The sequence below is a fragment of the Bacillus mobilis genome, from assembly GCF_001884045.1.
In the GTDB taxonomy this organism is placed as follows: domain Bacteria; phylum Bacillota; class Bacilli; order Bacillales; family Bacillaceae_G; genus Bacillus_A; species Bacillus_A mobilis.
Map to the genome: position 1 here is coordinate 1 of NZ_MACF01000078.1, position 14,192 is coordinate 14,192.

General features: G+C 32.8%; 9 protein-coding genes and 1 pseudogene. 3 read left to right on the top strand and 7 right to left on the bottom strand.

All coding sequences use genetic code 11. From position 1 onward, the window contains the following. Positions 1-256 precede the first annotated feature (256 nt). From BAQ44_RS13965 to BAQ44_RS13985, 5 genes are all read right to left on the bottom strand, one after another. On the bottom strand, positions 257-3,757 hold the full coding sequence (locus BAQ44_RS13965) for a DNA translocase FtsK (protein WP_000447304.1): 3,501 nt from the start codon (positions 3,755-3,757) through the stop codon (positions 257-259). A 17-nt stretch (positions 3,758-3,774) separates the two neighbouring features. Beyond that, entirely contained in the window at positions 3,775-4,161 is a 387-nt protein-coding gene (locus BAQ44_RS13970) for a hypothetical protein (RefSeq protein ID WP_000365750.1), read from the bottom strand. A 191-nt stretch (positions 4,162-4,352) separates the two neighbouring features. Then, positions 4,353-5,639, bottom strand: a complete 1,287-nt coding sequence (locus BAQ44_RS13975) for a replication-relaxation family protein (RefSeq protein WP_000837871.1) — start codon at positions 5,637-5,639, stop codon at positions 4,353-4,355. Positions 5,640-6,075: 436 nt separating this feature from the next. After that, positions 6,076-7,383 carry a plasmid replication protein RepX gene (gene repX / locus BAQ44_RS13980; protein ID WP_000918313.1) on the bottom strand — a complete coding sequence of 436 codons (1,308 nt, stop codon included), beginning with the start codon at positions 7,381-7,383 and terminating at the stop codon, positions 6,076-6,078. Between the two features lie 26 nt (positions 7,384-7,409). Continuing rightward, entirely contained in the window at positions 7,410-7,745 is a 336-nt protein-coding gene (locus tag BAQ44_RS13985; RefSeq protein ID WP_000098927.1) for a hypothetical protein, read from the bottom strand. Between the two features lie 586 nt (positions 7,746-8,331). On the opposite strand from BAQ44_RS13985, the gene BAQ44_RS13990 reads away from it, so the two are divergent. Continuing rightward, positions 8,332-8,937 carry a MerR family transcriptional regulator gene (locus BAQ44_RS13990; protein WP_000564661.1) on the top strand — a complete coding sequence of 202 codons (606 nt, stop codon included), beginning with the start codon at positions 8,332-8,334 and terminating at the stop codon, positions 8,935-8,937. A 317-nt stretch (positions 8,938-9,254) separates the two neighbouring features. Here BAQ44_RS13990 and BAQ44_RS13995 read toward each other — a convergent pair whose 3' ends face one another. Beyond that, positions 9,255-10,367, bottom strand: a complete 1,113-nt coding sequence (locus tag BAQ44_RS13995) for an RNA-guided endonuclease TnpB family protein (protein WP_000160678.1) — start codon at positions 10,365-10,367, stop codon at positions 9,255-9,257. An 11-nt stretch (positions 10,368-10,378) separates the two neighbouring features. After that, positions 10,379-10,486 (bottom strand): annotated as a pseudogene (locus BAQ44_RS14000) (transposase); the annotation flags it as partial. Positions 10,487-11,392: 906 nt separating this feature from the next. On the opposite strand from BAQ44_RS14000, the gene BAQ44_RS14005 reads away from it, so the two are divergent. Together BAQ44_RS14005 and BAQ44_RS14010 are read left to right on the top strand one after the other, a co-directional pair. Further along, positions 11,393-12,529 (top strand): hypothetical protein, encoded by a 1,137-nt coding sequence (locus tag BAQ44_RS14005; protein WP_000557422.1) that lies wholly within the window; start codon positions 11,393-11,395, stop codon positions 12,527-12,529. Positions 12,530-13,238: 709 nt separating this feature from the next. Beyond that, positions 13,239-14,192, top strand: coding sequence for a hypothetical protein (locus tag BAQ44_RS14010; RefSeq protein ID WP_001002940.1), 954 nt, complete (start codon positions 13,239-13,241; stop codon positions 14,190-14,192).

Here is a 14,192-nt window from a genome sequence, read left to right on the forward strand (position 1 = left end):
TCGAAAATTTACTTTTAAATTCTTCACCTAGTAAACGTAACTCTTCTTGTGTAACATCATTAATTTTAGACATAAAATGGGTCATCCTTCCATGCGGTATGCATGGAAGGATGACCCATTTAGTTAAATTTTATTCATTTTCTTAACTTGATGGCTATGGCCTATATGGGCAGCTTATTTTATTTTTGGCTTAGCGTGGTTTTTTCCGAAATGCTGGCTATACCAATACTAGATTTAATTTAAGATTTACAAACTATTAATCAAAGAAATTATTCAATTCCTTACTCATTACGTTCGATGTTTTGGGCTTTGGTTTCTCATTTTTATTAAGCAGCGACTGCGTAGTATTATTCTTATTTTTTTGATGAGATTTTAAGTGCTCTTGGCGTTCTTTATAACTCATAGGTTTATATTCTGGTTGCTTCTCATCATTTTTCGAATGCTCTTCTCTATTTTTTTCTAAGTTTTCTTGTACCGTAATACTAATAGATTCGTAAACTTTTGCTACATCTTCATCTAGCTTGTTTTCTTCGATATGATTAAGCGTTTCTTCAATTGGAACCGTGTTGATTTCTACATGTGTTTCTTCTAGCTCTGTTATTGTAACGGGAAGTGAAGTAGATTCTATACTTGTTTCTGCAGTTCCTATCATTGTAACGGGAAGTCCATCAGATGGGAATTCTTCAAACAATGGTTCGGTCTCAACAGGAATCACGGAATGAATAATGGAATCTTTATTCCAATCTTGCTCTAACATAGTAATAGATAATTCTTTGTTTAGTTCTGCTACCTCCATGTTTATTTCATAGCATTCTTCCATAGGAGGTAATGCTATATCTATGGTTTCTTTAATATCTTCTTTCACGGCCGGTTCTTTTATTTCAGAGCTTATACTTTCTACATGTGTTTCTTCTGCTATAACAGGCAGTTCACCATTTCGTTGTAAGGCATCTATTAATCTCGATGCACGTGTATAACTAATTTTAAACGTGTCTTGTAGTACAGATATAGAGATACTTCCCGATTCCTTCACAAAACTTAAAACATCTTCGTATAGAATATCCTTAAAGGAGCTAGTTTCCTCTTGTTCGATTTCTTCGCCTTCAATTGGAATTGCTACTTCCGGTGAAATAGTATTGTCAGGTGAATGAGTAGTAATAACACTTGTTTCTTCTGATGTACTACTATTATTTGAAATTAATACTTTACGAGGACCATCCCCTGTGTAAGAACTTACAACTAGATTTTGTTCTAACTTCTCAATATATTGCATAGATTTCATATAGCTAATCTTGAATTTTCTTTGCAGAAGAGATGGCGAGACTTGTTGTGATTCGATAATAAATTCCTTAATATCTTCATACAACTTATTTTCAACTTCATCATCAACATTCCCCTGCTGGTTCATTGCTGCAGGATCATTAGATAAGGTTTCATTTTGAGACTTTTGTCCCTTATAATCCTCCAATGATACAATGTGTTGATGCTCCTCGTTTGTTTCTATGGAGTTATTCTGTTCAATCTCACCTTCTTGTATAGGTGGTAATGGTTGTATTTTCTTCATGTTTTCTGCATCTACATGCTTCATAGGATTAGCTTTTTCTATAGATTCATTAATAAGGCGAAGACGCTCATTTTCCCAATATTCACCTGTTTTTGTATCTACTTGAATAATTGCTTGGGCAAATTCTTCTTTTGGTACAAAGTTACTTGTGATTTGTTGTACAGGTTGCACATGATTATCTTGTACGATACGAGCAGCACAGATGAATGCCCCTTGTGCCATGATATCTCCTGGTGACATAACAACTTCTTTCGTTTTTTGATAGGTTGATCCTAGTCGACTAACTGGATTCTCTTGCATAGGAGAAATGCCCTGTTCGGATTCTGCCTCTTTAAATTCCTCTTTCTCACCAAACATGTCAGAGAAAATTTTTGCATCATATGGTGTTACATCTCCAAATATCATTTTGTTACGGAATGAACCTAGTAAAGTAAACATGTATTGCTCTGTGAAGTCGAGAGCTAATTGCGATAGTGTTTGGCTAGCGATTGTTAAAATTACTTTATATTTACGAGATTGTGCAGGGAATTCTTTAAACGGCCGCACAACGTAATCCGGAAACTCATCGACAATAATATGATGGTAAGGTGAGACGTTTGGATCTCTACGGAATACTGCATTTTGCATACTTAACAATACAAATTTTCCTAATACGTTTGAAAGGTCTGCTAATTCTCCTTTTGCCGTATTGACTAACAAAATCCCACCCTGCTCTAAATGAACATCGAAATCAAAATCGGATTTTCCAAATAAAACACGTCGTATTAAAACGTTTGAAGCTAAATCTTTTAATATGTTGCGTAAACCTTTTACATATTCTTCTTCTCTGTCATAATGCATCGGTTGTCCGCGGTATTTTCCCGATTTATAAACGGCTGGTTCACCTTGAAAATCCAGCTTTTCACGAATGGTATTATCAAACCATTCGTCTATACCTTTTATAATTTTATATTCATTTTTTTGGTCACGTGAAGCTGCTCCACTTTGAACAAAATCATATAACTTTTCGACCTGTACCTTTAATAGCTTATGCATTCGGTGAACACGTTCTACATCGTCATACATCTCAATCAAATCGTCGAAGGTAACATCTTTTTGTGGGTTGTGAAGCTTTAATAAATAGATATGTTGTTTAAGGTGGTTACGCTGCGCTTGTTCAAAGAATGCATTGTTAGATTCAGACAAACCTTGAATAACCATTGCGAAAACTTCTGCTACTTTATCTACTGGTCCTCGCAGAATGTTTATATTTTTGGTATCAGGATTAGTTGGATCAATGTAGTAAACTGCACTTTCAGGTATTTTATGTGCTTGCACTAACTTAAAAACCTTTTGGCATAAATCATTACTCGGTTCGATAACAGTCACACCATTTAAAAATGTTCCTTTTACTTCTTCTGTATGATAATCCTTCTTTTTAAAGACATTTATGAACTTATTGATAAAACGCGCCATCCAATGTAAATCTTGATTAATCATGGGAATAATTAAACTAGATGTTTTACCAGAACCAATAGGACCAATAATAATACAATTTAACGTTCTATCTTTCCCCTTAATACGAACCATCTCTTTATGCTCAATATGCGGTCCAATTTCTACATCAGGATATATTTGTTCTTCTTGGCTATTAAACCATTTTTGTAATTTGTGATTTTTATATTCGTATTTTTGTACCCACTTTAATATCTCTTCTCGGTAGCGAACAATATGCCCACTATACCAAAGTGTAAACAAAATCATAAATACTGTTGGTAAAAATACAAAAATCATAGTGAGTGTGTGAAAATTACCTGTTAAGACATGACCTAAGGCTTCATACTCACCAAAATTAAGATGTTTTGATTTATCCGCTAGATAAGGAATAACCTTTGCATGGATCGGAGCAGTTGCAAACCATAAAAATTGAATATCAACCGCAAAGTGGGAAGCAACCAAGATTATTAGTTTCCCATTATTTATATGTAAAGCTGGAATACGGCTGTAAAACCTAAAGCTAAACTCTCCTAATAGTAAAGAAAAGAACATTAAAATAAGCGGTACATATGTAATTTCTATAGGATAAGACGGTGGTTCAAATGCATAGTAGAGTAACTTGATGTAGTTTACTAAACCGAATCCAAATGAAAGAATAAATCCGCTAATTAAGCCGATTGTAGTAAATAACGGTAATCGTTGTTTAAATGTCTCCATATAGGCTCACCTACTTCTTACAGATATAGTTGAGCTTTATGTTTAAACTGGAATCGATTATTGAATTCTGGTTGGAATAGTTCCTTTGATTTTTCGAGAAAGAATTTTGCTGCATCTTCAGTTTGTTTTAAATATAAATCAATACTCTCTCTTTCACAGAGTTGATTGTATTCTTCTTGAGAAAGTACCGCGATATTTACCTCAATCTTTTTATCCGTTGCCGTTTCAATTATGACATCGTACCAATAGAAATTTGGTTTCCCTGGAATTTGGATATCTTGTAGAGAAACACTAAACGTTGCCCCCTCTTCTGTAATATGATTAAGGACTAGTTCCGGGTTTTTAAATGCTTCTCTAGCAGAGAGCACTCCCCCAGTAGTAGTAGTTGCATATTGTAAATCCATTTTGATTTTCCACCTTTCTCCATATAAAAAAAGGCAAGCGACACCCACTGTAAAAACAGCGTGTGTCGCTTGCCTTAATTTCATATGTTCTGATTTGATTGTAGTTTTTTGTGTTTAGTTCAAACGTAATTCTATCACCTTAAATAATAAAAATCAATAAAATTGTATAAAAGTATATAAAAAATTAACGATTAATATAATTCAACAAGCTTGCGTCTTTTCGGATGTATGTTATTTGCAGTACGTGCCATGATCTGTTCATCCGCATCGATAGTAACACCTTCATTTTGGAGGGATAGCAGTAATACGTTGTCATACGTGTCCATTAAAAGTATATCTCTAGCCTTTTTGCGCTTTGGATAAATCACAACAAGCGGCACCCCTTCATCACCTTCTCTTCTTGAAAACACAACATCGTCTAATCTAGCAATCATTCGGTAATCATTTTCATTCCCAAAAATAAAGAAGAAATCTTGCATTACATCTTTATCTCTCTTATACGTTCGTCTAAGACCACCATCTATTTTCTCTTTAAATGTTTGAACTGTTTCAACAAATGCATAGCGCCAATCAGCATCTCCTACTGTACGTTTAGATAAAGGTAAGAGAATATCTTGTTCAAAGTTTTGATTATCATCTATTCCTAGAAGAATATCTGAAATAACATCTCCAGCTTCTTTCAAAGAGCAGATGTGCATATTTAGGTTTGGTAGATTCATTAAATGTTCATGATATTCTCGCATAGAAAATAAGAGATTCTTCATACGTACGTATGGAGGTTCTGCATCTTCTGCAAGGAACATCGACTTGTCATACATAACAAAAACAACAGTTATATTTTTAGTGTTTTTTTGTGCATATTCAATATACTTCCCCACCTTTTCAACTAAGGTAGCATTGGTTTCTTTGCACATATCCATTTCAATGTAAATATTTTTGTCTTTATATGAAATGTGTTCATCAGGAATTAGAAGTAACCCTGCATCTTCAATTTCTGTTTTCTTTTGTTTTTGATGATATGAGCGAATATCTAACTCGCATAATAATTTATTCGTATTGGTCTTTTTCGACACTTCCAAAAGTGTGCGTACTAATATTTCTCTTGAGCAGAGTGTATGTAGTGAGATTGAAGAAGAATATCTACGTTTTGAAGATCCTGCAGGAATCCTTCCTAATTCTTGAAGGTAATCAACCATTCTATCTTTTAAGGAGAATGTCGCACGTCTGGTTATACTATCATCTCTTTTATCAATTTTTTTAGTCAGGATAGCACCGTATTTTGAAAAACGATTAAGTTTCGTAAACACACTATCCTCAGAAAAATCTCTACCCTCAAATGCACTATAAAGCTGAGTAATTTGTCGTGTAGTAAGATACCTTTTGTAATATAAAAATGTAAATACAAATATATCGGCCTCTTTTAAACGAAAAGATTTCTGTGTACCTTTGCTTGTATATTTATACGTTTTACTTTTCATTATATGCAACTCCATAACTCGAATGTATTTTCAATAAATAACAACCATTTCTATATATCTTATTACAGCAAAATTTAGTTGTAAATTATTAAAAGTTTAAGCTGAATTTGCTTTAATCTAGATACTAAAACTTGTACGCTGAAGTTTGGATTACTTCTCTTCCTAAAAATTAGCTAGAAACATTGATTTATATAGTCTTTCAGTTCTTTTAAAATTGTTCGGACGGAAGACATGTTTTAACCGAACAATTTTTTAAAGGTTCAAGTATTGGAATAAAATCGTTAGGACGGCCTAACAATTTATTTAAACAATTACATTATATAAAGACATGTTACACATACAGAAAATATAATAGATTAATCACTTGTGCATTGTAGTTTCTTTTTGCTATTGAAATAGAAAAAGACCGACAAAATTATATTTGTCGGTCTATTGTTTAGAATGATAATTTCTTCTTTGCTGGTTGTGAATCGTCAGCAACTTCTACTTCAGGTTCAGCACCAAAATTTAATTTTTTCTTTTTAGGTTTTTCTTCTTGTACTGAATCATCAAATGCAAAAAGTTTATTTAAAACAGCATTGGATTTCTTTGAATTAGCTTGCTCACGTTCTTCTTTAATTCTCGTAATCTCATCAATAATATCACTAACACGTTTTGGTAATGGAAGTCCTGCAACAACTGAATAGAATTTTACTATATCCTCTTCTTTTTTTGTTGTATGTTTATTAACGTATGGAGCTATAGGACGTTCATCTACATATGGAGTTCTTTCTTTTAAGAAGTTTTCCATTTGATTAAGGAATGAGAAGTTGTATAATCGCCCTGCTCGCAGCGGTGATGTAACGATAGATAGCGCGCTTTTTTTAGCACTTTCTAGCTCTTCTCTTTCTGTATCGTATAAAACGCCTTTTTCTAGTGCGTTACCTAATTGAGTCAAGTAACCTAGCGGGTTTTCAGTGTCTAATTGATTTGATTTTAGTTCTAATTTTGCTAATGATAAAACGCCTGGTGTATTAATTACTTGAGCAAATTCACTCGCATCAAAATGTGTATCTGAAAACGGTGTAAATGATGAAGTAACTAGGTTAATCTCATGTAATGCATCAGCAATATATTTGTTACTATAGCTAGTATATTCGTTTGCTAAAGCACTTGGATTTTCCTCTTCAAATTTTCTATATAGTTTAGCGTTATCTATTAATACAATTGAGCCAAAAGCTTCTTGGTTCATAGCAATACTACGAATGCGTGAAGTTGCGTTTTCTAATACTTTTAAAGCCTCAGCATCACGTGGTAAAGTCAGTAACAATCCAAAATTGTAATCATGTTCATAGAGCATTTCAATAGCCTTTAATAGAGCACCAGTTCCTGTTCCTCCACCTAGACCACACGTAATCCAAATAAAATCACGATCTTCAAATTCCTGTTTTACCGCTTCGAAAATCTTTGTTTCATGCTTTACAAATGCTTCCTCTCCAACCTGTGGATTACGAGCTGCACCTTGTTCATATCCTTCTAACTGTATTTTACGGACGTTCCCTGTGTTTTTAATCTCAATTTTATTAAAATCTTGACTATTTGTATTAACAAGAATCGCACGATATGGGTATTTGTTATTTTTAATTTGTGTTTCTTTATTTGCGCACTCTGCTGCGATTGCACATCCACCCATACCTAGTCCTAAGAATCCAAATTTCAAACTAATATTTCCTTGGCTTTCGATTTCTGAAAAATTGCCTGCCATATGTATATCCTCCTCAAATATATATTTTAGTTGTTTTTCTCAACTCGTTTTTCCAGTTCCTTAATTAAAACATTTCCTAGATCTGTTACGTCATAAATTCGAACACGTCCTATTGCTTTGAAAGATATTAACCCTGCTCCTTCAAGTCTTGCAGTCATAATATCTAAAGCATATCGCGATGGAAGTATTTTTTTACCCTCATAATCTTTTTCATTCTCAATTTGATAGTCTTTATGATATTGGTTGATATAATCCCATAACTTTTCTTTGTTCATTGCGCCCTCGGCGTATAGCACACGTAAAGCCCAAATCCCATCATTTAAATTCTCACAAAGCACATCAATAATTTCACTACTACTCATTGATATATTAGACAATAATTTCACACCACCTTTAATAAATAATAAATTTTATCTATAGGTACAAAAAGACAAGATAATTATACGGAATTTAATACCGTTATAAAAGCCGTAAATACTTCGGTATATATTTCCGAAGTATTGTATGTACTAACTATAATACATCTACGGATGATAATCAAGAATCTTATTAAATCAATACTTTAAATACTTCCGTAATAATTACCGTAATTAATATTTTAATTGTTACGCATTTATTACGGTAATAAACACTGTAATGAATACGTAATGATTATAAAAGATGCATTTTAATAAGTGAAAATCCATGTAAAATTTTTAGTTCAGTTCACAGAATTTTAAGGTGATTTTGTACATAATCAAGTGTTAATCACGCTCACCCGACTAATCACCGCTCGATAACATAGGTATTATTGGTATGCAGCTAAATAAATGAGCAGTGAATGATTGAGTGATCAGGTATAAAAGTCCATGATATTTTATGTAATCTACAAAGGGGTTCTTTTAGTTTCTATAGAATTTTTATATAATGTATTATAGGACAGGCATCATATAGTTAGGTGGTGAGCAAATGATTGATGAACAGTTAAGCGATGGTTATTATCGCGTATCTGAAGTAGCAACCATGCTTGATATTCCTGAAAGTACTCTTCGTAGATGGTTGAATGATTTCGATGAGTACTTGAACATAAAAAAAGAACGCCAACTTAAATATGTTCATGAGGATAGTATTGATACAGTAAAAAAGATTAAACATTATTATTCTGAGTCAAAGAAAAAGCACGAAATTGTTGGGCTTTTAGATATGGATCCGACGGTTATTCGCAATGTTTATGCTGAAGATGTTGACGCTGATGGTGAACCAAAAGAAACATCACTAGTTAAAGCACAACAGGTCAATCCAGACTTTATAGAAGCTTTGACGGAAAAAATTACTGAGGAAGTTACAGCTAAAGTGACTGAAGAATTAACAAAACAAAATATGGAATTCTTCGCTGCGGTGGCTAAACAAAGTCAGGATAATTTCGATAGAATCAATAAGCGATTAGAGGAACGTGACGAAAAGTTAATGAGTACTATACGATTAATTCAAGAACAAAAAAGTGCTAATGCTCAGCGACAAGAGAATACTGAACAAAAAGGCGGCTTTTTCTCTAAGCTTTTTGGAAAAAAATAAAAAGGCTATCATTTGATAGCCTTTTTATTTTGCTTATTCTTAATATCATTTCAAAAGCTTAGTTCATTGATTATCAATATGATTCATTCACAGCTATTGTTTTAAACTTATAATAATCATAGAACTTAGGTTTATTTTGCTATACAAAGAGTTTTCTAATTCTATTTCTTCCAATCTGTGAACTACCCGCCACTTAACGTCCTAATGGACTGTTTGAAGTGGTGGCTTCTCGGTTAGTCGTTACTTTTGATAGCTAACGAATTTGTCCTAAGACAACCGAGCTAACCCCCTCGTTCCAAGGGTTATTTTATTGCTATCTATGCCAACGCTAATAGGCGTATTGCTTCATTTTTGATATTGATAGCTGCGTTATAATCTCTATCAAGATTTACACCACATATACAAGAATATACTCGCTCAGACAATGACATGTTTTTCACATTTCCACAACTGCTACATGTTTTTGTGGAAGGAAACCATTTGTCTATTTTCATAAGTTGTTTGCCTTGTTCGTGTAGTTTATAAGCTAAAAAAGAAGTGAACATACCCCAAGCATTATCAGCGACGCTTTTTCCAAAATGAAGTGCTTGCGACATGCCTTTCATATTTAGATCTTCAATAGCTACAACATCAAAATGAGTAGCTAACTCTTTAGACTTATGATGAAGGAAGTTCTTACGTTGGTTCGCTACTTTTTCATGTAACTTAGCTACACGGATACGTTGTTTATTCCAACGAATAGAACCTTTTGTTCTTCTTGATAATACTCGTTGTGCCTTTGCTAATCGGTCTAACATTTCACGATAGAACTTAGGATAATTGGCTCTCTCATCCTCAGAACTAACGTATAATCGATCCATCGCAAAGTCTAATCCAACAACTGTTTCTACTTCATTTTGTACAATCTCTTTTTCGTATTCAGTCAAGATAGACACATAGTATTTACCAGTAGGTGTCATAGAAATCGTACATGACTTGATTACATGGTCTTGTGGTATTTCTCTATGCTGCTTGATACGTACCATTTTCAGTTTTGGCAATTTAATATGACCGTTAAGCAACATAATATTTCCGTTCACTACATTCGTTGTATAAGACTTTCTGTCTTTTTTGCTTTTGAATGTTGGGAAGTCATTTTGACCACGAAAGAAATTCTTATAGGCAGTTTGCAAGTTTAGTTGAGCATTTGCCAGTGCTAATGAATCAACTTCTTTTAACCACTCAAATTCTGCTTTGTATTTCGCAGGAGTGGGAAGCTTTTGTTTCTTTAGTTGTTCCTTATCATCTTTGTGTTTTTCATACGCTTCTTTCCGTTCGGCTAACATTCTGTTATACACGAAACGTACACAACCGAAGGTTTTACGCATAAGATGTGCTTGGTCTCCTGTTGGATACAAACGGAATTTATATGCTTTATTATGCTTTGTCATATCATTTCACCTCACTTTTCACTTTGATTTTCAATATATTTTTTTACTACGTCTATTGATGAACCACCAGTAGTTAGTAAGCAAAAACCTCTTGACCAAAACATCTCTTTCAATAGTTTCATACTACTTAATTAGTAGTATGAAACTATTTTTATATTAATCATAAAAAAAACAGTTTATTCTTATTCAAAACTTACACCTTCACTCGATCACTCAACCATTCGCTAATCATTCATTCTAAAATAGTAATATGATTGACCGGTGATTAATTGACTGATTACAATTAGGTTTAATGCAATGAAATCAACCGTTCAATCACCACTCAACCTACATACGAAAATAACAGTATTTACACACAAGTGACTGGTGATTAGTTGGGTGATTTAAGGTGTGGATAATGAAAAATGTGCCATTAATGCGCTTTATCGATGATATTTTGTTAATTGAGCGACAATCAGGCGGTTGATCAGAGGCTGTTTAAGTTGTTCTTACTTATTGTGAATTGACTTTTGATTGAGCGGCGCTCAACGAGGTGTTTGAGTGGTGGTTATTTATACATAGTCATTTAGCAAAGGTCATACTTTTGAAAAAATCACCTTGCAACCATGGGAAAAACTATATATGATGTAGTTACTTTATATTTTTGTATTTTTTTAGATACAAATTTATTAATAATAAAATATTTATATAATAAAAAATAAAATATAAAAAAGCAAAAAAAGGTTCATCAGCCCAATGAAATAGCGCCAACTACTTCATTGTGGTACACCGCACAAAAATCCCAAAAGAAATTTTCAATCGACCGCGGTAAACAAAGCCAATAAACCTTTTTATTTTGCATGAAATTATAAGATAATTTTACTGTATCTTATGTATTTGTGCAACTTAAAAAGGGGATTTCTTGCGTAATTTTAGGCATTGTTTACCGTTGTTATACAAGTATTACTCTTTTAAGAGAGTAGTATTTTTGTATCCGTGGTATGACAGTGCCTTTTTCTGCTCTTTCGAAAGGAGTTAGCAACATTATGCATACGCAAATGGCTTTTTCCCAACAGAACTTTAAAGTTCATGGGGTTAAATTTTTTGATGGACTATTAAACATCGTAAAACTAGAAAATGAAAGAAAAGAGTTACCATCTTCAGCTTTAGCTACTTACATCTTGCTTCACTTTGAATGCAATGATATAGGAATGCTACCACGTGAATTTCAAATAATGGATCTTGCTAAGAAAAGTGGGATTCCCTACACAACAATTTATACAGGGTTTCAAGTTTGTTTGGAGCGTAGACTCGTAAAAGAAACACCTGTTGGAAATCGTACTGTATATGAAATTGTAGATTATGCGTTGTATAACCACACTACTGCAGAAACTGCAAAGATGACAGGCATATCGCTATCGTATTTCCGTATTCCATTTCACCTAATTCAAACAACGATAATGAGTAGTCTAGTAAAGGCTCGTGATAATAGAGGGATTATATTCCTTTTAGATTTAATCAATACTTTTTCAAGAAAAGTAGGTATGGAACATTATAAACATAAAATTGAGGAGTTTCAGATTACAAGAAAGATGTCTTCCTTAAAAAGGAGATTAAATCGTAATGCAAAGAAAGTAAGACACTACATAGAAATTATTAACCCCATCGTGCAATTTACTGCAATCGATTCTAAAGAGAAGAAATCTAATGAAACAAGAATTACTAGTGCAAGGAAACAGGTAAAACAAATCATCATTGAGAAGTTCAACGTTGTATTTTCTTCAAACTGCGTAATTGAGAATGATAAAAAAGAATTACATAGACCAGTAGCGAAGTGCAGAAAAGAAGCGGTGTCTCGTTTGAAACATATGGGACAGGCGTTACGTAAAAAAGATAAAGAAAATATAATGACTGCATTTAGACAAGAAATTGTTGATATCGCAATCTATTTACCGACGAAACAAAAACAAAGTGAATTATTAATTTACGCAATGACTTATGCATTAGATCAAGTGGAAAGTTGTTTGAAAGAGCAAGAAATATTCTCTATTCCAGCATTTATGCGTGTAAAGTTTAGAGAGTCCTGGATAGGTTTTAAGGAAAAAAACTTGTCTACAGGGAAAAAACACGATGCAATGATAAATTATCATAAGAAGAATGGTGTTTATCCGGAATTTATGTGATTTTAAAAAAATATATATGGAAACCCTTGTTAAAAAGTTACTTAAAAGCAAGGGTTATTTGGCATGTTCTTTAATTTGAAGACATGCTTTTTTATTTAGGAAAATATATCTATTAGCATTTTTACGGAAGCATATAATTGATTTACGTTATGTTTGGTTACGACTCGGTATGTTCATAATTCGATTCAATACTTGTGGTTATCTTAGTAATATGATTCTAACCTTGTGAATTCTTAGTAATATGGTATTTAACTTCTTAATTTGTGATTTCTATGATGTAGAGCTTGTATGTAATGGGGATATTACGATAGTGAATTTAGCTTAATATCCAGGAACGTATGTAATACAAGGCTTTAGAGGTGTTTGCTGAATCTCTTTATAATTAATGATTGAGTTTAGTTATATATATTTCTTGTTGTTTTTATATAAAATACTTGGATTATTTATATTTAATTACTTGTATTTTTTTAAATTAAATACATAGAAAAATAGAAAGAAGGAATAAATATAAGTTTACAAGGAGGTAATTAATCTATTGACTTTTAAAATTCATAGAGGTATTCTTATACGTGAACTACAATTAACTAAGAGAAATATACAAATTAATAGATTTAATTTCTAGCTAAACGGACACACCGAAGGCACATAACCTGCCATCGGTGTGTCTTTTTTTTGTATAAATAACAATAAAAAGGGAGAATTTGAAGCTATGAACGAAATTGTGAACATGAGTAAAGAACGATTTACAAAGTATTGTGAGGAGAATGCAGCATTTGAAGAGGATATTAGTCGCATTATTAATCACTACTTTTTATTACTAGGGAATAAGGCAAATATCTTACAGGAAAGAGAATTTAATAACGAAATTGAAGAAAAAACGTTTAAAAATAATGTGAAACGTTTTGAAACTCTATTCCCTGCAGCTGTTAAAAATGCATTTTTAAAAGGATATCAATTATGCCTTGAGTTTATAAATCATCCTGAAACGCAAATTCCTGAGAATCTATATACTGATCCGAATTTTATAAAAGATATTCCTTTTGCCTTAGCAAATGCATCTGAATATGAATTGTACGAAATCATTCGTACAGATGAAACACAGGAATTTAGTGTATTTGCTATACGAACATATGAAGGGATTCGTCCATTGTTAGAACAAGTATTTTGCGAAGTTGCATTCACTGGTGCTGAATATGCTTTTGAACATGAGCGAATGGAAAAAGGAATTGAATTAAAGAAAGGTAATAGTACCTCGTTAACCAAAGTTCCTGTAGATCGTCTTTTCGCGATTACGCCTTCTGTTAATGGAGTTGTTGTACATGCGGAAGAACATTGCGAGATTTGGAATTTAAATTGGAATAGCAAAGTAACAATTAATGATCCTTTTATTGAGCTTGCTGAGGTTACGTTTATTCATCAAACAAAAGATATGATTCAAAAAAATATTGAAGATGGTGTTTTATACTACAGCATTCTTTATCTTGGTACACCTTTACATGAGATACAAGATCGATTAGAAATACGAGTAAAGCTAAATTCTGATTTTGGAGCTCCACGTACAATGGAACAAGTTGAAATTGAGTATATTTTGAATGAGATTATTGGGAAGGTTCATCTTGAGGCACAAATTCCAATTGAAAACATGATTTTAATCCAACGTTAG